General features: G+C 53.7%; 22 protein-coding genes. 6 read left to right on the top strand and 16 right to left on the bottom strand.

Annotated elements, in window-relative coordinates; genetic code table 11:
* Positions 1-65: 65 nt before the first annotated feature.
* The 5 genes from SACSAC_RS14405 to SACSAC_RS14385 are packed head-to-tail and all read right to left on the bottom strand — an operon-like array spanning position 66 to position 4,162.
* Positions 66-647 carry a hypothetical protein gene (locus tag SACSAC_RS14405; RefSeq protein ID WP_037287587.1) on the bottom strand — a complete coding sequence of 194 codons (582 nt, stop codon included), beginning with the start codon at positions 645-647 and terminating at the stop codon, positions 66-68.
* A gap of 37 nt (positions 648-684) precedes the next feature.
* Positions 685-1,521 (bottom strand): ABC transporter permease, encoded by an 837-nt coding sequence (locus tag SACSAC_RS14400; protein ID WP_037287585.1) that lies wholly within the window; start codon positions 1,519-1,521, stop codon positions 685-687.
* Positions 1,518-2,492 (bottom strand): ABC transporter ATP-binding protein, encoded by a 975-nt coding sequence (locus SACSAC_RS14395; protein WP_342666469.1) that lies wholly within the window; start codon positions 2,490-2,492, stop codon positions 1,518-1,520. The genes SACSAC_RS14400 and SACSAC_RS14395 overlap by 4 nt, the downstream gene beginning before the upstream one ends.
* Complete coding sequence (locus tag SACSAC_RS14390; RefSeq protein ID WP_037287582.1) at positions 2,489-3,601, bottom strand: hypothetical protein; 1,113 nt, start codon at positions 3,599-3,601, stop codon at positions 2,489-2,491. Before SACSAC_RS14390 ends, SACSAC_RS14395 begins: the two co-directional genes overlap by 4 nt.
* A gap of 33 nt (positions 3,602-3,634) precedes the next feature.
* The gene (locus tag SACSAC_RS14385) at positions 3,635-4,162 is read right to left on the bottom strand and encodes a sigma-70 family RNA polymerase sigma factor (RefSeq protein WP_211251341.1); all 528 of its coding nucleotides are present in this window, start codon (positions 4,160-4,162) and stop codon (positions 3,635-3,637) included.
* A 304-nt stretch (positions 4,163-4,466) separates the two neighbouring features.
* Here SACSAC_RS14385 and SACSAC_RS14380 point away from each other — a divergent pair, with 304 nt between their 5' ends.
* On the top strand, positions 4,467-5,306 hold the full coding sequence (locus SACSAC_RS14380) for an alpha/beta hydrolase family protein (RefSeq protein ID WP_037287579.1): 840 nt from the start codon (positions 4,467-4,469) through the stop codon (positions 5,304-5,306).
* 106 nt (positions 5,307-5,412) lie between these two features.
* Here SACSAC_RS14380 and SACSAC_RS14375 read toward each other — a convergent pair whose 3' ends face one another.
* The 5 genes from SACSAC_RS14375 to SACSAC_RS14355 form a co-directional block, all read right to left on the bottom strand.
* Positions 5,413-5,859 (bottom strand): CBS domain-containing protein, encoded by a 447-nt coding sequence (locus SACSAC_RS14375; RefSeq protein WP_037287576.1) that lies wholly within the window; start codon positions 5,857-5,859, stop codon positions 5,413-5,415.
* Positions 5,860-6,113: 254 nt separating this feature from the next.
* Positions 6,114-6,764, bottom strand: a complete 651-nt coding sequence (locus SACSAC_RS14370; RefSeq protein ID WP_037292857.1) for a YcnI family protein — start codon at positions 6,762-6,764, stop codon at positions 6,114-6,116.
* Between the two features lie 76 nt (positions 6,765-6,840).
* Positions 6,841-8,523 (bottom strand): copper resistance CopC/CopD family protein, encoded by a 1,683-nt coding sequence (locus tag SACSAC_RS14365; RefSeq protein ID WP_169833776.1) that lies wholly within the window; start codon positions 8,521-8,523, stop codon positions 6,841-6,843.
* A gap of 20 nt (positions 8,524-8,543) precedes the next feature.
* Positions 8,544-9,206 (bottom strand): response regulator, encoded by a 663-nt coding sequence (locus SACSAC_RS14360; protein WP_037287569.1) that lies wholly within the window; start codon positions 9,204-9,206, stop codon positions 8,544-8,546.
* A complete protein-coding gene (locus SACSAC_RS14355) occupies positions 9,203-10,225 on the bottom strand; it encodes a sensor histidine kinase (RefSeq protein WP_037292855.1) in 1,023 nt (340 codons plus the stop codon). The genes SACSAC_RS14360 and SACSAC_RS14355 overlap by 4 nt, the downstream gene beginning before the upstream one ends.
* A gap of 394 nt (positions 10,226-10,619) precedes the next feature.
* Here SACSAC_RS14355 and cls point away from each other — a divergent pair, with 394 nt between their 5' ends.
* A complete protein-coding gene (gene cls / locus SACSAC_RS14350; protein ID WP_245608741.1) occupies positions 10,620-12,005 on the top strand; it encodes a cardiolipin synthase in 1,386 nt (461 codons plus the stop codon).
* A gap of 172 nt (positions 12,006-12,177) precedes the next feature.
* On the opposite strand, the gene SACSAC_RS14345 is transcribed toward cls, so the two are convergent.
* On the bottom strand, positions 12,178-12,819 hold the full coding sequence (locus SACSAC_RS14345) for a flavin reductase family protein (protein WP_037287566.1): 642 nt from the start codon (positions 12,817-12,819) through the stop codon (positions 12,178-12,180).
* 258 nt (positions 12,820-13,077) lie between these two features.
* On the opposite strand from SACSAC_RS14345, the gene SACSAC_RS14340 reads away from it, so the two are divergent.
* The 4 genes from SACSAC_RS14340 (at position 13,078) to SACSAC_RS14325 (ending at position 18,845) form a co-directional block, all read left to right on the top strand.
* Positions 13,078-14,100 (top strand): ABC transporter substrate-binding protein, encoded by a 1,023-nt coding sequence (locus tag SACSAC_RS14340; protein ID WP_084778075.1) that lies wholly within the window; start codon positions 13,078-13,080, stop codon positions 14,098-14,100.
* A gap of 110 nt (positions 14,101-14,210) precedes the next feature.
* Positions 14,211-15,908 carry a helix-turn-helix domain-containing protein gene (locus SACSAC_RS14335; RefSeq protein ID WP_051507126.1) on the top strand — a complete coding sequence of 566 codons (1,698 nt, stop codon included), beginning with the start codon at positions 14,211-14,213 and terminating at the stop codon, positions 15,906-15,908.
* A gap of 152 nt (positions 15,909-16,060) precedes the next feature.
* Complete coding sequence (locus tag SACSAC_RS14330) at positions 16,061-17,062, top strand: ABC transporter substrate-binding protein (RefSeq protein WP_051507125.1); 1,002 nt, start codon at positions 16,061-16,063, stop codon at positions 17,060-17,062.
* A gap of 205 nt (positions 17,063-17,267) precedes the next feature.
* Positions 17,268-18,845: an AraC family transcriptional regulator gene (locus SACSAC_RS14325; protein ID WP_037287563.1), complete on the top strand. Its 1,578-nt coding sequence runs from the start codon at positions 17,268-17,270 to the stop codon at positions 18,843-18,845.
* On the opposite strand, the gene SACSAC_RS14320 is transcribed toward SACSAC_RS14325, so the two are convergent.
* From SACSAC_RS14320 to SACSAC_RS14285, 5 genes are all read right to left on the bottom strand, one after another.
* A complete protein-coding gene (locus tag SACSAC_RS14320; RefSeq protein WP_037287560.1) occupies positions 18,834-19,097 on the bottom strand; it encodes an alpha/beta hydrolase in 264 nt (87 codons plus the stop codon). The genes SACSAC_RS14325 and SACSAC_RS14320 overlap by 12 nt on opposite strands.
* Positions 19,098-19,334: 237 nt before the next feature.
* Positions 19,335-20,222: an aldo/keto reductase gene (locus tag SACSAC_RS14315; protein ID WP_037287558.1), complete on the bottom strand. Its 888-nt coding sequence runs from the start codon at positions 20,220-20,222 to the stop codon at positions 19,335-19,337.
* A gap of 525 nt (positions 20,223-20,747) precedes the next feature.
* Entirely contained in the window at positions 20,748-21,779 is a 1,032-nt protein-coding gene (locus SACSAC_RS14310) for a FecCD family ABC transporter permease (RefSeq protein ID WP_037287555.1), read from the bottom strand.
* A complete protein-coding gene (locus tag SACSAC_RS14305; RefSeq protein WP_037287552.1) occupies positions 21,779-22,834 on the bottom strand; it encodes a FecCD family ABC transporter permease in 1,056 nt (351 codons plus the stop codon). The genes SACSAC_RS14310 and SACSAC_RS14305 overlap by 1 nt, the downstream gene beginning before the upstream one ends.
* 1,122 nt (positions 22,835-23,956) lie before the next feature.
* Positions 23,957-24,799: a helix-turn-helix domain-containing protein gene (locus SACSAC_RS14285; RefSeq protein ID WP_037287544.1), complete on the bottom strand. Its 843-nt coding sequence runs from the start codon at positions 24,797-24,799 to the stop codon at positions 23,957-23,959.
* Positions 24,800-24,881 lie beyond the last annotated feature (82 nt).

Below are 24,881 nucleotides of genomic sequence, written 5' to 3'. Positions count from 1 at the left end.
CCTCCAGTGTAAAGGAAACGGCTCGGGTCCGGCTGATGCACGTGTGAAACGATTGTGAATCCTGCTTAATGCTTGCGCGGACGCGTGTCCGGCTGATCCTCCGGCTTCTCCTTCGCCAGCAGTTCCCCAACCGTATCCCAACGATGGCGGAACTTCGTTAATCGCGGGTGCAGGCGCTGCGGCAACTCGTCCAGAACCAACCGAATCTTCACGATCCATTCTTCGAACGTAGCGAAAGATGAGAAACGGTTCGCGTTATCGGCGGTCAGGTACAGGAACAGCGGCGACGGATACTTTTCGTCCATAAACCGCAATGCCGCTTCGAGCGGGGTATACTTTTTCCGCTTGCCGTCCCAGTTCTCCACGGTCACATTGCGCATGATCTGTTGATCGCGCCGCCATTCATGCACCCGATCGTCCCGTTTGTAAAAAGCACTCGCAGTCTCTCCCGTCAGCCGCTTCACCGTCGCTTCATGCAGCGGATACAGCACCAACTGCGAGAACGAACGGGCGACGGCCAGCTCGGCTGCGCGCTCCAGCTGTTCATCCGAAATATGCTCGAACGAATCGTAGAAGATCAGGGTTCCTTTCGTTGTGCGTTTCGCAGGTTCGACTCCGAACGGAACGCGATACGTTTGTCGGCCCATGAGCCATTGCCCCTTCCCGGTAAAAACTCGCGATATTTTAGAAATCCTTTCTTCTAAATAACCACAATCCGAGGCCGAAAGCAAAAATCGCGAAAACGCCCGCATACCAGACGAACGCGTTCGAAGGCGGATTTCCTCCGGTCAGAAAAGGAATCGTTTCTCCGGCTCCCTGCGTCAATACGTACTGCATGCGGCGGTTGAGTCCGTCGGCCGGCATGATCAAAGACAGCAGCGCCCCGATCCGGCTGAGCGTCGCTTCCACTTCCGATTCGACCGGCAGCGCGCCGCGCACTTTTTCCACCATGCCGCCGAGCCAGCCCGCTCCGTACAGCATCGTCATGAACACGCCGTTTCCGATACCCGAGAATACCGTCGAACCGACCATCGAAGTCCCGACGAGTACCGGAACCGCGCCCAGAAACAGCAGCAGTGATACGGCGATGTCGCTGTAATCCCGAGTCATCCCGGCATGAACGTTGGTAATCAGCAAAATCGCCGCAAACAGCACCAGCGCATACGTGCCGATCAGCGAAACGTATCCGATCCAGCGGCCGACGTACCATTTCCAGCGCGGAATGGGACGGGTCAACACGGATTGAAGCACGCCCTGTTCGGCTTCGCCCGAAATAACCGAAAACGAGCTGAAGATCGCCAAAAACGCCACCACGAAGCCGCCGAAAAAGAAGCCGAGCGACAAAATGGCACTGCGCCGCGCATATTGCATCAGCAGGTCACCGCCGTTTGCGAAATCCGCTCCGACCGTATCGGCGATAAACCAAAACACGGCCAAAAACAGCGCGGTCAGCACGAAGGTGATCAGCAGCATTTTGCGACGCAGCATTTCCTGCCACGTCGAGGCAATAATCGTATTCATCCCCGTTCCCCCCTTTGGTCGCGTCCGGATACGGTTTCCACGAACCAATCCTCGAGTTTTTCTTTTTGCATGGACGACTCGTACAGCGTCATGCCCTGCTCGATCAGCAGCATGTTCAACAAACCTGCCTGATTTTCGTCCGACACATCCGCTTCCAGCCATACCGGCATGTCCCAGTCGGCTTCCGCATCATGGACCGGGTCCGCCAACGCGATGCTCAACCCGCTCTCCTCGCGCAGCCAATCCAGAATAAGCGGCGAAAAGCCGCCGACTTTGAAGCGCCAGCGGACTTTCGTTTGCAATACGTCTTCGACGAGGCCGCTGCGGATCATGTCGCCGTTCAACATCAGCGCCATGCGGTCGCAGACCGTCTCCACGTCTTCCATCAGATGCGAGTTGAGGAAAAGGGTCGTGCCTCTTTTTTTCAGCTCCAGCAGCAGTTCGCGCACTTCCCGTCTGCCGACCGGGTCCATCGCCGACGACGGCTCGTCGAGAAACAAAAGCTTCGGGTCGCCGAGCAGCGCGCAAGCCAGGCCGAGCCGCTGCTGCATCCCTTTGGAATACTGCTTGACCCGGTCGGAGCCCCGCTTGCCGATCCCGACTTCGTCGAGACGTTCGCGAATCCGACGCTTGGCTTCGCCGCCTTTGATCCCGAGCAGCCCGGCATGGAATTTCATCACTTCTTCGCCGCTCAGCCATTCGGGATAACGATACAGTTCCGGCAGATAGCCGATCTGTTTGCGCGCTTCGAGCGAATCGATCGCATGTCCGAACAGCGCGCCGTTTCCGCCGCTCGCGCGGACAAGCCCGACAAGTGTTTTGACGAAGGTGCTTTTACCCGCGCCGTTGGGACCGAGGAAGCCGAAGGCTTCCCCTTGTCCGACGGTCAACGTGATATTCCTGCAACCGCGTCCGTTATCGTAGATTTTGCTGAGTGCTTGAGTATGAATCGCAGGAATCACGGTATTCACTGGGCAGCCAGTCCTTTCACGAAATCGAGGAATCCGGTTTCGCCGCCTTTGAAATTTTCGCCCGCATTGAATTCGAACAGCTGACCGTTTTTGATCCAGAACGCGTTGCGCGAATAGCTATCGTTAAACGTATAGGTGACGTTCACGCCGTCGACTTCGAAACTTTGCGCTTTGCCGTTCGCGTACATCGGCAGCGGCAGGCGTCCGCTCGATACGGCGGCCTGCTGAAGGCTCGTGCGCAGATCTTGCGGCAGGTAAGGGAAATTGATGACCGCATTCATCGTTTCTTCGACCGGGAAAGACGGATCGAATTCCACGGTAGGCATCTCCGATTGGTTCAGGACCGCCCACTCTGCTTCGTCATCGCCGAAATTATAGATGGTCGAGGCCGGATGCGTCATCGTGATGGCTTTGCCGTCGGCCTCCGCCGGGAACAGGTGATCCGCTCCGAGCTTTTTGAGCGCTGCGTTTATTTCCTGCACGTTAAGCTTCATTTCGGTCGTGCTGCCGATGGAAGCGCTCAGTCTGCCCGTTTCGCCTTCCGGACCGGAGATCGGCTTGAATCCGAGTTCGTCCCGAATCTGTTCCGCCGTCATTTCGGGATCGAAATGCCCTTCCGCCTTGCTGGTGAAGCTGCCGTACGTGTTGATCGATTCGTAACGATCGTCGGCGCCGTAGACCATATTCATCATGTTGCTCATTTCGCCTTCTTGCACGACTACGGTATCCTGCATCGTGAATGTGTTCAAGATGCTCGCCAGGGCGTTGTTGCCGGCCGGAGTTACTGCCGTGACGATCACTGCCGCAGCTGCCGCCGCGACCGCGAAACGGACGGCGCGTTTGCGTTTCTTGTTCGAAGCTTGAGGCGCAAAAGGCACGCTAGGTTGACCGTTCAAAACGGACGGCTGATCCTCCGCGGCGGAAACGCGCGGTTTGTCGTTATTCATGCTGTTTTCTTCCTCCTTGTTCGTTCCTTGTAAAGTTGCTTGGGGTTCTTCCCACGTTGCCCACGCCGGATTAACCGGTTCTTCCCGCAAACGTGCCTGCATCTTTTCCCAAGCCTCGTTCGCAAGCGCCTGTTCATGCTCGCTGTTTCTATTCGTTGCCATCGCTCGTTCCTCCCGAAAATTCGTATTCATTGATTATAGTTCCAATCCGTTACGCTTGCCCGAGGCGCGTTTGCGCAGCTTCTCGGCGGCTCGATTGAGCAGCGATCCTACCCTCGGCGGGCTGACGCGAATTTCTTCGGCGATCTCCGCATAGCTGTAACCGGAGTATCGCAGCATCAGCGCCTGCCGATCGCGTTCCGGCAGTTCGCCGAGCAGCTCGTTGATCTGTTCGCGGCTTTCACTTCGCATCAAGACCTCTTCGCCGCTTTCCCACGTCTTTTCCCGATCAAAATATTGTTCCTGCTTCTCCTGAAGCTTTCGCTGCCTGACCAGGCGATCCGTGTTGTCGTAAGCGATCCGGGTCAGCACCCGATGCAGCCAGGCTCCGATGACCCTCGGATCGTCGGGCGGATTGCGGTACAGCCGCAAAAATACTTCCTGCGCCAAATCCTCCGCGGTCGCCTCGTCTTTGACCATCGCGATCAGCTTCCGGCGTACGCCGGGATAATATTCGAGAAATACCGCGCGAAACGCGTCGGATTCCGTATTCAAATTGTCCATCGGTGAACCTCCTTGTGAAGTGCGGCCGCTCTTCCTTGCCGTATATACACTGAGAAGACGGGGACCTCCCGAATTTTGTATCTCTATTTACGAAAAAAAGTTTTAAAGTTCGAAATTAAAAGCCATACAGGTTAAAATAGAAGGATTCCAGTAGCTTGTCTCATATTGATTGCAGGTTTATGTTCGTCTGAAACACGCAAGGTTCAAGCGGATTTTCGATGGGCGTAATCTAACCTCTTAAGCGGTCATGGTACTATGCTATCCCTATCATACACAATGCGCATATGCGCGAAAGGAGGCTGTCATGATCTATCGATTCACTTATTTGTCCGGAGGACTGCGGGTCGCCGGTTATGCAGCCCTTCCGCCGGAATTGAGTTTCACGGAAGAAGAATTCACCCGATGGCTGAGGCGCGAGTTCGATGACGAGGAATTGAGCGCGAAGCTTGTCGCCTGCGTCTTGCCGTCAGCGATGACTAAGCCGCCGCGCAAAGAGCCTTATCCGGTACTCGTGTATTGCCGCGGCGGGATCGGGCGAGTGGGCAAGGTACGGCTGGATTGGCTGGCCGAGTTCGCGTCGTTCGGCCGAATCGTCGTCGCCCCCTGTTACCGCGGCGGCGAAAGCGGCGTCGGACACGACCGGTTCGGAGGCGAAGACCTGGAAGATTCGCGCGTAGCGATGCGGATCGCCCGGTCGTTCCCTCAATCCGATCCCACGCGAATTGCCGTACTCGGCTTCTCGCGCGGTTCGATCAATGCCACGGATGCCGCGATCGAGGAGCATGCCGCCCAGCTCGTACTCTGGGGCGGACTGTCCGATCTGGGACGAACCTATGAAGAACGGATCGATCTGCGAAAAATGCTCAAACGGGTCATGAACGGCTCCGTTTACAAAATCCCCGAAGCCTACATGGAACGTTCCCCGATCCATATGGCCCCGCGCCTGTCATGCCCGGTTCTTATTATGCACGGAACGGAAGACGCGCAGGTGGAATACGGACACGGCGAACGGATGCATGAAGAGTTGCAAAGGCTGGGCAAAACGACCGAACTGATGACGCTGGACGGATTGGGTCATCACATGCCGCATCCTATTCGCATGAAAGTATTAAGCAATATGTTCGACTGGCTGGACCGCACCTGATTGTTTTGGCTTCACTACGCAAAAAGGACCTCAATTCCCGCGGTTACGGGGTTGAGGTCCTTTATTCCATTTCGCACAACTTGCACGATAAGTACGCTGCTCTCACTTACAGGTTCTCGGGCAGAACAACGCCGAAGAATTCGCCTTCACGCGTCACTACGATTGCATCTTTGCGCGTGCGGGATGGCCGGGACTCGGCGCGTTCGCGCACGATGCCCGGCGGTGTGGCAAAATCGACTTTTAACGGATGCAGATTCATGAGTCGGCTGATCGGAAGCTCGTACAGATGCTCCGGCTCGTACTCGGCATTCATTTGGATGTAAAACGCATCGCTCATCACCAACCCGACCGGGCGCTGCTTGCGGTCACATACCACAATGCATGCAGCTTGCGGCTGTTCAAGCAGCAAGCGCTGCGTCTCTCCGCATGTTGCCGTATCCGGCAGAACCAACGCCGGAGCGGCAGATAAGCCAATGCCCATCATCAAAGGTTCCATCTCTTCACTGCTATTCACGCCGAATTGGCGAATCGTATGTTGCTGGATTGCTGTCATTCGATAAAGCTCCTCTCGTTCCGATACGTAGAGGCCGCTGGTTTTAAAATCCGCTTCCTGCCTCATATCGGCCCTACGCTTGGCGTATTTATCCGTTTATCGTACGCCGTCAGCATCAGGGGGATTCGAGAGATGTGTAAGGATAGAGTAAAGATTCTACTGAATTATCCACAGGATTATTCCACGCCGAAAAAAGTCATAAGCCCGCCGACGGAAATTCATGTCCGTTAGCGGGCTTATTTTCAATCGATGTCTTACTTGCGCTTGCGAGTCGCCAACGCCGCTCCCGACAAGCCGATCGCCACGATCGACAGAGCCAGCGTCACGTACAGCAGCACGTTGTTTGTCTGCGCAGGCGCATCGGAAGGCGCGTCCGCAGCAACTTCGGTCGGTTCGCTGACTGCCGCAGCTGCCGCGTCGTCCGTGCTTACCGTCTGGCCGTGCGCGTTAGCAGCCGTATCGCCCGCTGCTGCGCCGATCGTCGTGATCGAATGCGGCGTATCCGCGTTCTCGTCGCCCGTCCATTCCACGATGCTGCCGTCCGTGTAGTATTGGAATGCATCCCAGGCCGCTTCGCCTTCTGTTGCCGGGTTCTTCGCTACAAAGGTAAAGCGTTGAAATTCGCCGGCGGCGATTCCGTCGCCTTCCGCTTCCCATGTCACGGTGCCGGCAGATTCATCGACAGTCGTGGTCCAACCCGGAATCGGCTCGTACTGCTGGAATTCAACGCCTTCCGGCATTTTCAGAACGACTTTATTCGTGTTGACGTCCTTCTCCACCGGGACCTTCATCGTGTACGTTTCCCAAGCGCCCGTGCTGGATTCTTTCGGAAGCACGGTAACGTGAGCGCTGGCTACGGTTGCGAACAGCAGCAAAGCCGCCGATGCCGGAGCTGCAAGAGCCATCAATTTTTTGAACGTTCGATTCATGTTTGTTGTTTTCATTAGAGTTAATCCCGCCTTTATTTATATTGGTAAACAATTATTCGCTGACTTCCATCGTAAAGGTTCGATCTGCTTGTTCGAATTTCTCGGACAATCCATGTACTTCGACATTCCAAATTCCCGCACTGCCGAAGTACAAGCCGGATGCGACATAACTGCCGTCTTCCTGCGCTTCGGCGCGAACCTCGGTGTAATCGCTCGACGCGGCCTGAGGCGCGATCCGAAGCGTTACCTGCTGCCAATCGGTTCGAGCCGCGCCTTCCGCATCCGTGAACCGAACGGTAAAGGTCGAAGTCGTCACTTGCAGCGGACGTACATCCAGCGAGATTCGCACGTTTTCCGCGTCTTCGGCCGGTTGAACATCCGAGAACGCTTCCGGTGCCGCGGCTGCAGGCTGAGGCGTCGGCACATTGGTCAACAGACCTGCCAGAACCAATACGATGATCCCTGCCGCAAGCTCCGTAACCAAAGACCACGTTCGGCGTTCTTCCCCTTTGCGGCGCGCACGCCGGAAGTGAAGAAATCCGAGCACCGCCATCACCAGCAGCAGCACCGATTTGGCTACGATCAGCTGTCCGTAACGGCTGGTGAACAGGTCCGACCAGGCAGGCACATGCGTCACGCTCATGACCACGCCGCTGAACACCAGAGCCACGACCGATCCGAATGCCCAAGGCGCGAATCGACGGAATGTCGTTTTCCAAAAGGCCGGACCGTCACCCGACGTCGCCGATAGGCTGATAAGCAGCATGAGCAGCCCGCCGATCCAGACCGTCGCGCCCAGCATATGCAGCGTATCCGCCATCACCTGTCCGAAAACATGCTCCGAGCCCGCCGCGTGTCCCGTCAGTGCCTTAGTCACCAGCAGCAATACGAACCCGATAATCACGATCGTCCAATGTCCGCCGCGCTTGCCCCAGCCCATTACGTCATTGACGACGACCGCGCCCGCGATCATCAGCCATACGAGAACTTGCAGCAGGAACATCCGTCCCGAGGACGTGCCTTCGAGTGTCTGGTTTAAAATTTCTTTGCCGAACGCTTCGCTCCACGGCACGTCCGCGAACAGTTTTGCCTGAAGCGGTAGTCCGATCAAAATCACAAGCAGCAATAGCGCCATGGCCGCCCAAAATACGATTCGGGCCGGACGCGTCAGCTTTTTCACCGTACGCAGTTCCGCAGGCAGTAAGAAGCCCAGATACAAGATCGCTCCGGCTACCAGCGAAAGCAGCGTGTACAAAGCAGCCCGGTGCGCCACCGTATCCGCTCCCGGCGTGTAATCCGCTGCGCCGCCGGCCACGCCCGCATCGGTCAATACGCCGTCCGATCCGATGCCGAAACGAACCGTGCCGCGTATCGGATGACCGTCTGCCGAGACGACGCGCCAGTTCATCGTATAGATGCCGTCCGGAAACTCGCCCTCCACAGGAGCGGTGACGAGGTGCGAATCGCTCGCCGACACTTCGGCCTGGCCGACAGGCATTTCCTCTCCCGCCGTATTGGTCACCTTGATCGACAGAAATTCACCCTGAATCGTCTCGTTGAATGTTAGTTCTATCGATTCCGGCATTTCCGCCATCGAGGTCTGATCCGCCGGGGTGGACGAGGTCAGCGTCGCATGCGCCCACGCCAATCCCGGCAAAGCCAGCGTCGCGATCAGAATAGCCGATAGCAGCGGAAGCAGAATCAATCGTCTCCACCTTGCGTTTCTTGCCTTCATGTGATTCTTCCTTTCATCCCTCATCGTTCGCCGCCGAATCCGCCGCGTCCGACCCAGCCTTTTTCCATGGCATAACGGGTTAATTGCACGCGGTTCTGTAATTGGAGCTTCTGCAAAATATTCTTCAAATGGTTTTTGACCGTATGCTCCGAAATCCCCAGCACTTCCGCCGCTTCGCGATTCGTCAACCCGGAAGCAACCTGGCGCAATATTTCCCGTTCTCTCGCCGTTAGCGTATCGCTTTCCGGCTCGGTTGCAGGCGCGGAGAATTCCTTGAGGATTTGAAAAGCGAGTTCCCGACTAAGCGGCGCTTCCTCGCTGACGATGGCCTTCAGATATTCGATCCAGGTCGACGGGGCCAGATTTTTCAGCAGATAGCCTTGCGCGCCTTGCTTCAACGCTTCGAGCAGGTAGGCAATATCGTCCGATACCGTGATAATCACGATCTTCACGTAGGGATAAGAGACCTTGATCCGCCCCGTAGCCTCCAAACCGCCCATTCCGCTCATCCGAATATCCATCAGAATCAGATCCGGCATCCATTGTTCGGTAAAAGATATCGCTTCCGCCCCGTCCGACACGACGCCGATCACTTCGAAGGCAGCATCCAATGACAAAATATCGCAGATTGCTTCCTGTGCATGCTTATGATCATCGACCACCAGTACGCGGCAGCGGTTCATCGCGCTTCCTCCTCTCGTCCGAGCTTGACCGAAGTTCGTCCCGGCTTCGAATCCAGCTCAAAACTCCAACCCATCTCCTGCGCCCGGTCCGCCATGATTTTAAGCCCATACCGACCGGAGGCAGCTAACGGATTACCATCGAATCCACGACCGTCATCCACAATTTCGACTGTCCATCCGCTTCCCTCACTGCGTCCAATCACCTCGGCATGTGCCGCGTGAGCATGCTTGCGTACGTTAATCACCGCTTCGCGGATGCAGGCAAGCAGTTCGGCTTTTTCACGGCTGGATAGTTGATCATCCGGAAGATGCCAATCCACTTTGACGTCGATCATCGCTTCCTCCGCCAATCGACTGACGCGCGCAACCATGGACTCTTCCGTCACATCATGCACAGGAGCGGAATTATCGGAAACTCCCGCGTCCGACGTCGCCAACGTTTTTCTCCGTGGCTCTTCAGGCTGCATGTTCTTCTCGCTAACTGGCGACTTTCCGGGACTGCCCGACAAATTCGATCCGCGCGAGGACGCAGCCGATCCTTGAAGATTCGACACTGCCGCTGCTGCTTCGACGGCAAGTCCGCTTCGGGCAGGCTCGCGCAGATTCGCCAGAGCCTGCCTGACATAACGATCCACTTCGTGCACCGTTCGTCTGACAGTCTCCAGCTCGCTGCCCAGACCTGCTTCGACCGCCCCTCTCTCCATCCGATCCAGCTTGACCGATAAAAGAAATAGCGACTGGGCAATACCGTCATGCAATTCCCGTGCCAATTCCTCGCGCGCTTCGAGATTCGCCTTGACCGTCCGCGCCTGCTCCAGTTCCCGCTGCATGCGTTCGAGCATGGCGAACAAACGACGCAGCAGCGTGACGCTCACAAGAAAGACTAACACCGGCGTCAGCACGTTGCCCGCGTCCATCGACAGCACAGGCATCAGAAATTGGTGCCGCACGTATTCCCAGACGCCGACGACCACAGTGGGCAGAAACAAAATCAGCCATTTGATTTGCGTATAGTTCATGATTTTCCAGCCTTCCTGACTCACCACGCGAGCTTTCCATTAAATTTTAACCAAAAAACGAACGCGACAAATGGCCCTTTCGGGCTACGTTTGACGCTTTTTTGACTTTTTCATGTGATTGATGTCCGGAATTGTTCACTTATTGATCACAATCAGGTAAACTAATATCTTGTCAGATCTTAATCGGAGGTTTAAGCTCGTCTGAAACGCACACGCTTTAGGTGAGTTTCAGACGGGCTTAAACTTACTTTAACTCTGATAAGAGACTAATATCTTGGTTACGCGTATGATTGTTTTAAAACTTCATTATAGAAAGCTGAGGTCGCGGCATTTGGAATTATATTGGTTTAACCATGCTCCGTGGTTTTTGCTTGTCTTGAACCTTCTTCTGGCAATGACTGTCGTCTTTTTGGAGCGGCGCGATATCGGGGTCACCTGGGCTTGGTTGATGGTTCTTTTTTTCCTGCCGATCATCGGATTCATCCTGTATCTGTTTTTCGGACAAAATCTCAGCCGCGTCAAGCGGTACCAATTCCGTGAACAGGAGAAGATTCTGCTGCCCGGCATCTCCGTCCAGCGTCAACAGCTGCTCGACGAGAAACTGGAATTCAACGATCCCCGCACGGCCCGTTACCGCGAGCTGCTGCATATGAACATGGTCGGCGATTTCTCGCTGTACACGCAGGACAACGACGTGATCGTCTATTCGGACGGCAAGGAGAAATTCGATGCCCTGCTTGCCGATATCAGCCGCGCGCAGAAGTACATCCATGTGCAGTATTATATTTGGCAAAACGACAACCTGGGCCGGCGTCTGATCGACGCCTTGACCGAAAAAGCGAAACAAGGTCTCGAAGTCCGCGTCTTGTACGATGCTTGGGGAAGCAAAAAGGTTAATCGGCGCTTCCTGCAAAAGTTCCGCGAAGCCGGCGGCGTAGCCGCTCCCTTTTTCCCGTCCCGGATTCCGTTCATCAACTTCAAAATGAATTACCGCAATCACCGCAAGCTGGTCATCATCGACGGCTCGTGCGGGTATATCGGCGGATTCAACGTCGGTGACGAATACCTCGGCGAGGTCAAAAAGTTCGGCTATTGGCGCGACACGCATCTGCGGATCGAAGGCACGGCGCTGATCCAGATGCACGCGATCTTCCTGCATGACTGGAGCCTATCCGTGAAGCAGAGGCTTCCGGAGAACTTGTTCCTGAGCGTGAGCCGCCCGTTCACCGGCAGCGTCGGCGCGCAGATCATCTCCAGCGGTCCGGATCAGAGCCGCGAGACGATCAAGCTGGCTTATATCAAAATGATGGACGAAGCGCGCGACTGCATCATGATCCAGACGCCGTACTTCATTCCGGACGAGAGCATGATGACCGCGCTGAAAATGGCAATCCTGTCCGGCGTCGAAGTCCATCTGATGATTCCGAAGGTTCCCGATCACAAAATGGTGTACTGGGCTTCGTATTCGTACCTCGGCGAACTGCTCGATCTCGGCGTCAACTGTTATTTGTACAAAAAAGGCTTCCTGCATGCCAAAACGATGGTCGTCGACGGGCGTCTCGCCTCGGTCGGAACCGCCAATATGGACATCCGCAGCTACAAGCTGAACTTCGAAGTCAACGCCATCGTCTACGATTCGCAAAAAGCCGGCGAGCTGGAAGCCCTGTTCCGCAAAGACATGGAAGACAGCGAAATCCTGACCCTCGAACAGTACAAGCTGCGTCCGCTGCTGCGTAAACTGCTCGAATCGTTCACCCGCCTGCTCTCGCCGATTCTGTAACCCCCTTCATATCCGGTAAAAAATCCGCTCGGACGCGCCTATACGGCGCCCAAAGCGGATTTTTTGGCGTATGGAGGCGGAAATCGGAGGCGTTCCGACCAAGCGACCGTCACTCCCCGTCAAGCGCGTACGTTCGATTGGATTGTAATGACTTTACTATTCGACTGAGCGTTTAGACGCCGCCACCCGGCTGAGTAGGCCGCTCGATCTTGAACAACCGTCCCAGCTCCGCGTACTCGTTACCCGCAAGCCTTGCGACCGGGCGCAATTTTTCCGTCAACACATAGCCGCGTTCGGCATTGTAGATCGATTCATCCAATTGAAATCTTAGAATACGGGCAATCAGCAGATCGTGCGTCACACGTCCATCATCCGACTTAATTGGCAGATGCGATTCCAGTCGGCATTCCAATCGCACCTTCGCTTCGGCAATGCTTGGCACGCTTACCGCATCGCTGTCGATCAGCGTCAGTTTTGTCAGGTTGATCTCGCTTTCGCCCGGCGGCAGCATCGCGGCTGTCCGGTTCATCTCTTCAACTAACGACTCGTCGCAGATATGCACGACCAGTTCGCCATGTTCCGTCACGTTACGCGCGGTATCCTTCATCTGCCAGTCCGGGCGACGAACCACGGATATCGCCACCAAAGGCGGGTCCGAACTGACCATATTAAAATAGCTGAACGGAGCCGCATTGACGACATCATGTTCGCGTGAAAATGAAGTCACCCACGCGATCGGACGCGGCACGATTGTACCCGTCATCAATTTGTACACGAGCTTACTGTCCAGCTCTTGCGGATTAAGATTGTGCATGGGAAACCTCTCTTTCGTCTCTACAGATATGGTTATATGTATACTCTATTGTAAACGTCGACGGCTATTTTGTCAGGCTATGTCCACGCGATATGAATCTCATTCCGGCAACGCGACGTTCATCTTCGGACTTTTTGCACAAAATGACGTTCTGATCCCGCTGATTTGTGCATTGAGCAAGCTGCCGGTTTCTTTTATGCTTATTAACATTGATAACGATTATCAATAACTACCTACATAAACAGGGGGATTCATCAGATGCGCAAGTTTGAATTTCAATCCATTACGACCCGAAAAATCATGGGTCTCTTCACTGTCGGCCTGCTCGGCGCCGCAGTTGGCTGCTCTTCTCCGGCTGAAACAACGGATACGGCCGCTTCGGCTGAAACGACAGCGCCAGCCACGACGACCGAGACAACAACGCAACCTGCAGTCGAAGAAAACGGAACGGTAAGCTATACGGATTACACCGGCCACACCGTAGAGATTCCAGTGAATCCGCAGCGCGTGATCTACTACGGCGAGACACTCGGCGATTTGCTTGAACTGGGCGTAACCCCGATTGCAACTTCTACGGCAGAACTGGAAGACCGTTTGTTCAGCAGCGAAGTTCCGGGTATCGAAGACGTCGGTTCGCCTCCCGATCCGGAAAAATCGCTCTCTCTTTCTCCGGATCTGATCATCACGGGCAACACGGATGAAAAGCTGCTTGAATCGCTGTCTAAAGTCGCACCGACCATCACCTTCAATACGTTTGCAACGCTTGAGGACCGGATGAAGGATCTGGGCGTTATTTTGAATAAAAAAGACGAAGCGGCGGCATGGATGGAACAATACAACGCAGCTTCGGCCGAAATGTGGAAGACGCTGCACGAGAACGGCGTAGGCGAAGACGAGACGGCTTCCGTATTCACGTTCTACCCGGGCAACCGACTCTTCGTTATGGCGGGTACAGGCTTGCCGCAAGCCCTGTATCAGGAGAACGGATTCAAAGCTCCTGCGGCAACGCAGAAATTGATTGATGAAGGCACGGGCTTCCTGGAGATTTCGCCGGAACTGCTGGAAGAATACGCGGGGGACCGGATCTTCATTTTGAATGCCGTAGCTGAAGAAGCGCAAGAATCGACGGAAGATCTGATGAAGACCGAAATTTGGAAAAACGTGCCTGCCGTTCAAGCGGGCAACGTCTACCGGATCGATATTCTGAAAGCAAGCAGCGACGCGTACACTCTCGAAGCGTTGCTGAAGACGATTCCCGAATTGATCGGCGTGCAATCGTAATTGAAGAGTTTAACTGGTTATCAAAAAGAGGCTTTCCGATCTTCATTGGAAAGCCTCTTTTTATGCGTTATAATGATAACAATTATCAATTAGATCGGAGGAGCTTCTGCATGTCCCTTAAAACAGATTCGCTGGCTTCTTTGAAAATCGGCGTGCCTCCGCTCCCTGCACCCTTCGAGAAGTCTGCCGCCTTGCTTGTTCATCTGCTGAATCAAGAACGACTGAATAGCGAACATCGAATCATGCTGGCCGCTTCGCCTGTTTATCGACTCCTATTGGTTGCCGGCGGATCGGTTCGTATTCATACTGACGGAAAATGTCTTCAAGTTGAAGCCGGGATGGCCATGCTGTTGCCTGCCGATGCGTTTGCCGAGTTGGAGCTGAATAGGCATGAAGATGAACATTTACCTGTCTGTTTCCGATTCGATTTTACCGCTGCCGATTTATCCGAACCCAAGCCGCTCCGGTCTTTCGGTCTGCTGCCCGGCTTCCCTGACGGATTCGCCGAGGCTTCTGCGCAGGTACTTGAACTGGCCGAGGAATTACATAGCCTTCGCTTTGCGCGCACGGCCTCCGTCCGAAACCGTCGCCAGCCCCTTTTCACCCGGATCATGACGCTGCTCGCGGGCAATGAAGAATCGGCGCCGATTCCTATCAATGCCGCACGGGCGGTAGCAGATAGCCTATCCGGACTGGAGCATCGATTGGCGGAGGATTGGACGGTAGCGCGTCTGGCCGAAGCCTCCGGATTAACATCGCGTCAATATGCGTCTGTTTTCCGGTCTATTACGGGCCTTTCCCCGCTTGAGTATCTCAATGAATTACGCATTGAACATGCGGGGCGGCTGCTCAGACGCGGAGACGGCCCGCTTCGCGAAGTCGCGTCGAGAACCGGGTTTCGCGATGAATACTACTTTAGCCGACGCTTCCGCGCCGCTACCGGAAGCTCGCCGGGACGATATGCGCGCCAGAGCGGCGGAACAATTGCGGTGCGAGATTCGCTGCATCGCCGCGTGTTTGTGCCCGCAGAACCCAAGCGCATTTTGTATTTGGGGGAATCGGTCGGTGACCTGTTGGCCCTAGGTATCTCTCCGATCGGCGGACGTTCGGCTCCTTCTCGCCTGGGATTCTGCGGTGAGCAGTTGGATCGGTTTACCGAGCTGGCCTCCGATTCCGATATGCGCGGCGCGAGCGCCGTACGTCCGGACCTCATTATCTGCACCCGAATGGACGAAGAATATTGCCGCAGATGGTCGAAGGTGGCCCCTGTGCTGGCTCACAACTCCTGGGGAGCGCTGGATGAACGCATGCTGCTGCTCGGGAACTGGTTCGGCCGCGAAAAGGAAAGCGAGCGCTGGCTGGAGCATTATTTCGAGCAGGAACGCGGGATGTGGAAAGGTCTAGGTCACGGAGTTAAAAGAGAAACGGCTTCGGTGTTCACGTTCGAACGCAATCGGCTGTTCGTCATGGGCCGCGTCGGCCTGTCAGCCCTGCTGTATCATCCTGACGGCTTTCGGCCTGCCGAATCGTTGCTTGATTCGCTGCGTCGCGGAGAAGGATATGTCGAGATTTCGCCGGAAAAAGCGGTTCATTATGCTGCGGATCGCATTTTCTTGCTATTGCCTCCTACAGCGGAAGAACGAAAATTGACGGGTGAATTCATGCGGGGTCCTTACTGGGAGCAGTTGCAAGAATCGGCTCTGCGCGGTGTTCATGTCATCGAGTCCGCCCAATGGAACTTTATCGACGCCTACAGCCGCAGCCGTTTATTGACGGCCTTGCCGGGGTTATTGGACGGAAAACGTTAAAAGAGGCAGGTTGCATCATGCATGCAATCTGCAATTTATCCAAATTTAATTCTGCATTTTGTCCATTGCCCGCGGTTCACGGAACGATTATGATACTTTTTAGTGATAATGATTATCATTATTCGAACTTTAGACAAAAAGGGGATTCTCGCATGTTCAAATCAAACACGCTTTTCAGGCCGCTTATGCTGCTTTCCTTGCTGACTGTACTGCTATCGGGATGTGCAGGCACTCCGGCCGCATCGAACACAGAAAAGGCGACGCCTCAAACTTCTGCGCAAAATCAAGCAGACATTGCCTCAAACAGCCCTTCCGAACCGTCAATGCGGACGTATACTGACCAAGCGGGCCGCGAAGTCGAAATTCCGGTGACTCCCGAACGAATCGTATATATTGGAAGCAATCCAGGCGATCTGCTGGCAATCGGCGTCAAACCGATCGGTGCTTCGCTTAGCGTAATCGCCTCCCAGGTCGCTTATCCCGATCTGCTGGAAGGCATCGAAGACGTGGGTTACCCCTACTCGCTCGAAAAAATTACGGCATTGTCTCCGGATCTGATCCTGTTCGACGATTGGAATGTGGAAGAATTCGAAACGTTAGAAAAAATCGCGCCGACCGCAGTGATCGGTGCCGATGACCCCATCGACATGCCGGAGCGTCTAAAAATCGTAGCCGATCTCGCCAATCAAAAGGAGGCTGCCGAAAAATGGATGGCTGCCTACGAGCAAAAAGTTGAAACAGCCAAAGTCGCGCTCAACCTGCCCGACAACCCGACGGCTTCTTCGTTGCTGCTGCTCGGAGAAACGATGTATATCATGGGCAATCAAGGCTTCAACCAAACCCTCTACGGACGTCTCGACCTGGCACCGACCGACAACGTGCAAAAGCTGATCGATCAAGACGAACGCTTTATCGACGTCTCCAACGAGTTGGTTCCCGATTATGTCGGAACGGAAATCTTCCTGCTGACCAGTACCGATACCGAAACGGTCGCTACGCAAAACGCCCTGTTGAACAGTTCGGTATGGAAAACGATTCCTGCCGTTCAACAAGGCCGCGTGCATATTATGGATAGCAAATGGAATTTCGATGATCCCGTAACGAGCGAACGGTTGTTAGACGAGCTGGTCAAGACGATCAACGGAACGAACTGATTTGAAAGCCGGTATAGCGTACATAGGTTAGGCTACCGGGCACATGGACTTGCGTTCGCTGTTGCCGTAACATGAGCTTATGACTTTAATGCGCCGCTTTAATCCGCCTGTTCGGCCATTATCGGCCGAGCAGGATTTTTTACTTTTATGCTTTGCCGTCAAATAAGACCGGATCAAAATCTTCGAAGCAAAGGAGAGCAAGTTGATGACAGACGACCCGCGCCTTAAACCGGACAACGGCTTTCATATACGATGGCTGGGGCGATCCTTGCAGGTTTCGTCCTCGTTAGCTGAGCATGCCCATACGCTCGAAGTGCGGGTTGGAAAGCCGTATACGTTTCTGCTGGAAACACCGCGCCCAACTATCCGCGAGCATTCCGGACAAACCCAGAAATCCGGCGAACGTTTTGCATTTTTGGTTTATGGGAACGAGCAGATCGAACCGACTTCCGTCCCTATAGCCGGCCTGATCTATGGCGCAGAAATCGAGCTGAATCCCGATATTGCCGCTCCCCTGATGGCGCAGCTTCGTGCTACTGCTTCGGTAAGCGCCGCTGAAACGCTAAGAAGGCAGATTGCTTCCCAACAACTCTTGTTGGTCCTGATAGAATCGCATCCGGTTGTTGCCGCCGATACAAACGCGGAAGCAGCCGTTCGCGGTACTGTGGATGAATTACATCGCCGTTTTCGGGAACCTGTAACGGTCAGCGAGTTGATTCGCCGTTCGGGCGTCGGCCGCTGGCAATACGGCACTTTATTCAGGCAGCTCACTGGCCTGTCGCCGCTGGAGTATTTGAACGTCATCCGATTAGAACATACGCGCAAGTCGCTGCTGCAAACGGATGATCCGTTGCGCGAAATTGCCCGGGGGTCGGGGTTTCGCGACGAATATTATTTCAGCCGCCGTTTCAGTCGATTTATGGGCGTGTCGCCTACCGCTTATCGGCAGCTTTCTAGGCGCCGAAGCCAAAGTATCCGTTTCGCCGGGCCGCCTACGCCTGAACGGCCTGCGCGGATAGCGGCATCTGGAGGGCTTGTAGGCGATCTGCTTGCGCTGGGTTTGACACCGATCGCCGCTACGCTAGCCGTCGTACATAGTCAGCTTTGTTTTCCCGACGAATTGCACGACATGATCGATCTGGGTATTGTGCCCGATTCCTCTATGTTGGGTCGACTAAATCCCGATCTTGCGATTTTCGAAGCGGAAGGCCATGAATGGCTACCGCGCGTTGGCGAGGTGTGCAGCGCCGTGTCGATCGAAAACTTTGTCCCGCCGGATGAACGACTGAACCTGATCGGAAGTTTAACAAGCCGTACCGAAGAAGCCGCTGCATGGATCGTGTTGCATGCAGCGGCGCTGGAACGGATGTGGCATTCGGCTGACTTACAGACAGGCGAGACGGCGGCTTGCTTCGTCTTGATGGATACCCGCTTATACGCGATGGCCGGACAAGGCTTGGCTACTACGTTATATCGAACAGGAGGCTTCACCCCTTGTCCCAAAATCGACCGAATGATCCAAGCAGGCGTAGGTTTTCGGCATGTGCCGCTGGACGAACTCGGCGATTACGCGGCAGGACGATTTTTCATCATGTACGACTCGGACAACAGCGATGTCGAATCCCGTGAAGCAAGTCGACTGCTACAAAGCGGAATCTTTCACCGTTACGCCAATCGGGTCCATCTGCTCCACTCTCATTGGAATTTCGACGACGCCTGGACACGCGGCAAGCTAGTCGAAGCTTTGCCAGAGCTGCTGCGAGCGGATGCTTTACCGGAATGAGGCCCGAACGAACTCCACGATCTGATGCGGATTCTCCAATCCATGCGGGTGGTGTACGCCATCCGGCTTGATGATTCGTGTAATGCTTCCGCCCAACTCCCGATAACGCCGGTCCAGACGATCCCCGTTTTCCTCCAAAGGCACGGCATCGTCTGCCCCGCCCGCGATTAACAGCAGCGGAATACCGGCTTCAACCGGAATACGCAAAAGATCCAGCAGTCGCTCTGTAACTTGCGAAGCACGATCCGTCATAGCCGCAGTTTCGGCCTGGGCAGACGCTGGCTCCGAGTTCTGCCGTTCGACGGGAATTCCTTAAATATCCAGGCAATCTATCCATTCGTGCTGCGACCCTGTACCATTTTCATGCCCATATGAAGCGTTTTCGAAAAAAAACGGCCCCCGCGTCCGAACTCGACGCGGAAACCGTTCTGCAATCACTTTACAACAGTAATGCAAAAAAGTCATGTGGTTTTTTTCAATATCGTTAATTTACAGCTCGATTTCCGCGGCGCGAGCATTCGATTCGACCTGCTCTACCGTTTTGCAACCGGGAATCACGCAGCTAACGGTCGGATTTTTCAAACACCAAGCCAGCGCCCATTCTGCCATGCCAATGCCTTCAGGTACTTCGGTGTTTTGAATTTGCTGCACCTGTCTCAGCTTTTCGTCGATATCGGCGCGATCGCGACCTTTGCGCACATTATCTTCGAATATGGCACCGGGCTTGTATTTTCCGCTCAGGAAGCCGCTTGCCAGCGGAACCCGCGCCAACACGCCGAGATCCTGACGCTCGCAGGACGGAAATACCCGTTCTTCAGGCACGCGGTCGATGCGGTTATACACGACTTGAATCGCTTTGGCATTCACTTCGGCCGCTTTATCCGTTTGGTACAGATTGTCGTTGCTGCCGATCGAGATGCCCAGATTGCGGATTTTGCCGGCTTGCACCTGCTTGTCCAGCATGGTCCATAGCTCGTCATTATCGAACGCTTCGTCCGAACCGGAGTGGAACTGATACAGATCGACATAATCGGTCTTCAAAGCGCGAAGCGATTCTTCGAGCTGCGTGCGGATCTGATCGACGTTCCAGGCGTTTTCCCATTTATCGTGCCAATGATGGCCGAACTTGGTCGCGAGCACCCAGTCTTCTCGCCGATCGCGGGACAAAAAATCGCCGATGAACGTCTCCGACATATGATGCGGTCCGTAACATTCCGCGGTATCGATTAGATTGATGCCCAATTCTTTGGCACGGATCAGAATTTCGTCGGCGTCTTTTTGCGTATAATCCTTGCCCCAGTCCCCTCCGAATTGCCAGGTGCCTACGCCCACGACAGATACGTTCAAGTCGGTCTTGCCCAGTCTTCTGTATTTCATTGCTGCTCACCTCTTGGGTTAGATTGGGATCGATTAACCGCTAAACCGGTTTCGATATTTCGGTAACGCTTCCATGATAGGCTATGGAAGAAATTCATGCAAGACGTTGTCTCGCGAAGAAAGCTTACAGTTTTGGAAACTCTAACGGAACCAGTTGGCGCTTAGCAGCCCAAATCGCTCGTTTGAGATTTTTAACGGAACGAGCGGATACTTAGAGACGAAAAAACAAGGATTTCAAGCCTTTGAGTCCTTTTTTTCCGTCTAAGCGTTTCTCTGTTCCGTTAAAAATCAAAACACCTCCAAAAAGGGCCGTTAAAGGATATACGTTCCGTTAGAGTCTTGCTCCTCGCTCCCGTATGGAATGGCCCGCCAAGAGTTTTAAGTTCCTCTCGCATTCGATCGAAGAATCGAGCTCGAACAAATTCGTTGACGCTCGAAGAACGAATCCAAATGACCCTTATATTTATATAAGAAAAGCCGCTCTCCGGAAGGAGAGCGGCTCGGATGAAACGAGGGTTTTGAGTTTTACATTTTGCTCTTGCCGAGCAGGTACAAGAAGTAAGGTGCGCCGATGACGGCGACGACGACTCCGGTTGGAATATCGGTCGGCTGAAGAATCCAGCGACCGAGGGTGTCGGCGACGAGGACGAGCAGCGCGCCGGCCAGAGCCGAGACGGGCAGCAGAATCTGGTGCTTCGGTCCGACGAGGCGTCGGCCCAAGTGCGGGCCGATCAGGCCGACGAAGCCGATACCGCCGCTGACTGCGACGCAGGCGCCGGCAAGGCCGACAGCCGCCGCCAGAAGCAGCAACCGTTCGCGTTCGATCGACGTGCCCAATCCTGTTGCTGTCTGGTCGCCCATGTTCAGCACGTTCATGACTTTGGCTTTGTAGAAGACGAACGGCAGGAAAATAATCAGCCATGGAAGCAAGGCCACAACAAACTTCCAGCTGGTTCCCCAGATTCGTCCGGCCAACCAGGACGCGACGAACTGGTACTCTTCCGGGCGAAGACGAAGCGTAAGCACGATCATTGCCGCGCTGATGCCTGCCGCAACCCCGATTCCGACAAGCAGCATACGGGTAGGAATCAGGCCCTCGCCTTTTTTATAAGACAAGACGTAGATCAACACTGCCGTTGCTCCGGCTCCAATCAACGCCAAGATCGGAAGAAGGAACACCGAACCGCTTACCGTCGAAGAAAAGAACGAGACGTACAGCATGACCATAAGACCCGCACCCGCGTTGACGCCGAGGATGCCGGGGTCTGCCAACGCGTTACGCGACAATCCCTGCATGACGCAGCCGGATACGGCCAGACCCGCGCCGATCAGAATCGATATGACGATACGGGGCAAACGGAATTCGAACAAGATCAAATGCTGCTGCGCTGTACCGCCGCCGAACAGAGTCCGAACCACTTCCATCGGCGACAAGCGGATAAAACCGGTATTCATGCTGATGACAAACGCCACGATAATAAGCACGATCAAAATCCCGATAACCAGGAGCCCGCGGCTGCGCTTGCGACGCTCCGCTTGATGAATCATCGATTCCATTATAGGCTCCTCCTTTCTTTGACAGCCAGATAGAGGAAGAAGGGTACGCCGATCAGGGCGACCAGAGCTCCGATCGGCGTCTCCTGCGGCGGATTAATCGTACGTGCCGCCAGATCGGCGAAAACGATCAGCAAGCTGCCGAGTACGGCCGAACAAGGAATGATCCAGCGGTAATCCACGCCGACCAGTTTGCGCGTCAAGTGAGGAATGATCAGACCGACGAATCCGACCGAACCGACGATCGATACGGCTGTACCCGCCAGAACGAGAACGATGATTACGCCGAATACGCGAACGACGCCCGTTCGTTGGCCGAGTCCGGTCGCGATGTCATCGCCCAGACTGAGCAGCGTGATCGAACGAGACAATGCGAAAGCAGCCAGAAGCGCAATCACGACGGCCGGCAAAATAATCTGGATTTGAACCCACTGCGTGCCCGCAACGCCGCCCGCGTACCAGAAAGCCAAATCCTGCCCGATCTTGAAATACAGAGCTACGCCCTCGCTGAGCGCGGTAAACAATGCACTCACGGCTGCGCCTGCCAGTACGAGACGAATCGGCGTCAAGCCGCCTTTCGACCTGGAACCGATGCCGTATACGATCCCGACGCCCGCACCGGCTCCCAGAAACGAATACAGCATCAGCCCCAGGAAAGACATGCCCGGGAAGAAAGCAAAACACAGCGCCAGCGCGAAACCGGCACCGGCATTCAAGCCGAGCAAGCCGGTATCGGCGAGCGGATTTCGGGTCATCCCCTGCATGATCGCCCCCGCGACCGCAAAAGCCGCTCCGACGACCGCCGCGCCGATTACGCGAGGCATGCGCAGCTCGCGAATAATCTGATGCTCGGTCAGATCCGGATTGAAATGGAATACCGCATCCCATACATCCGGAAGCGCGATATCCTTTGCGCCGATGGCAATCGCGACCGCCATTCCGAGCACGAGCAAAATAACGCCGCCGACCAGAATCAGCGATGCGGCCCACGGTCTCGAACGGACCTTGACCTGCTTAACGGCCTGCTTCGGATCTTCAGGCGAAGCGGAAGATTTCATTGGATGCCTTCCTCCTTATCGCCACGCGACAAACCGATTTTTCGCAACGCTTGCGCGTCTACTTGCAATTGTTTCACGACATCACCCTTTTCCGAATGGACACCAAAACCCTCATATGCGGCCCGCCTATTGAAGATGGATAATAAGCGGTCACCAGGCTGAATGGACATTCTTTCTTTATCGTTAGGCTGGCGGTACATATTCCATCCGGCGCTGGCAGTTGACCTCAAGCATCGGATTATGTATGAATATCTTTGCATTTCCGACCCCGTTCACGATCGTGTCGGAAATGTACACAAAGCACGCCCAAATGAGATTGATTATCAACAGTATAGCAGTCAAAAAAATATTCGTCTATAAAATCAGGAAAGACTCTCCATAGAGAATACCGTTTTGATATTTTCTTATTTCAATTAGTCCGTAACTTCACCCTCATACTCCAGGAGCGTTGTCCCGACCTCGGTTAGCATCTTATCGTCCCTGCAAAGTGCATAGACGTCAGTATATTTGCTTACAAAGTCCATTCCTCTGCGAAGGGTTAATTTATGAATCTCCTGAATCGACGTCTCGAATGGCAGATGACTAGTTTTAGCCAAATTAGTAATATGCTCAATATGTACAATAGTGTATCCGACTCGTTGAAGGTCTTGCGGTGTCATTTTAATCCCCGCCTTTACGTTTTAATGTCGAAGCTGCTTATACAGAACATACAACATGTAGCGAATCATATCATTGTAAAATAATCTTATCTGAAAAAGCCTCTACGATTATAGCTTTAAGCTGTTCTCATAAAGGCTTTCTCACGTTTTATTGAATTGCTGCTTGGCTGATTCCATCCGCATCCTCAGATCCCCAATAAGCCTTCATTTCCATGAGAACCTCGAATCGGTGCTTCCAATTCAAGCTTTTCGACGCTATTAACAGCCATTTTATAAAAAGCATTAATCGCCTATCTTCCCTCGACCGTTCGACCGCCTCCGACAGGGTCCTCGATTTTAGCGTTATCAGAAAAAAGCATGTATACAACAGATGCGTCTTTACCGTTAAATCCGTCTATATATTTTTGCATAATTTCTTTAATGCAGCTTTGTGCGGGCATCATGCATGCGCCTTTTCTATTGATCATTCGAACTTCTTTTCCGCATAGAAATTACGATACAACGATTTAGGCAGTTGTTTGGCTAACTTTATATACGCTCGATTCATATGTGAAATATCATAATATCCGAATTCACAGGCTAGGTCGCTTAAAGAACGATGCGGCTCCGCAGAAAAATGATGAAATGAATGCTGAAACTTGATAATCTCGTTCATTGTTTTTGGAGAATAACCGATAAACTCACCAAATAATTTTCGGATATAGCGAGAGCTGTACCCCATATATTTTTCCAAATCACTAATCGTTTTGTTTCCATTATGATTAATGAGATATAAACAGGCCTGTCTAGCAAGTTCAGCCTGGTCATTTTCTACTTGCTCTATGCCGCCAAAGAACGCTTTGCAGTACTCCACTCTCTGTTCGAATGAATGAGTAGATATGACTTTCTGAAATAACACATCGAAATTAGAAATCACTTCTTCGCTATTTATATACGTCAGCCCATTCAGTATCTTGCGCGAACTCGATAAAGGCGGATTCTGTACTTGTCCCAACCAACCCGGTACAAAGCGTATGCCGAAACCTGACTCCGAATAACCAACCTCTATGCGGCTGGATTCTGTCGATGCCAGAACTAAATATGAATCGGCTTGACCGTCTTTAAAATTGAACACAAGCTCAATAAGTCCGTCCGGCAGCACTGTAATTGTATTAGAAGGCAGCCTATCAAATTCATATTGATAGATTTCCCATACTTTCCCATAAAGCACATCTGTTTCTTCTACCTTATAGCTGTTCACAAAATATTTTTGTTCCAGATCAGGCTGACTGGGTTTATACGGACTATTTAATAGCAAACTCCCCATTCCCCCTTCACCTCATCGTAATTGGTTTTAATTCTAGTTTTGTATGATCACGGTTCTTGATACTTTAGCACAATAACTGCGG

This window comes from Saccharibacillus sacchari DSM 19268 (assembly GCF_000585395.1).
Taxonomy (GTDB): Bacteria; Bacillota; Bacilli; order Paenibacillales; family Paenibacillaceae; genus Saccharibacillus; species Saccharibacillus sacchari.
Note: the sequence above shows the minus strand (reverse complement) of the source record. Positions and strands in the feature narration are given on the sequence as shown.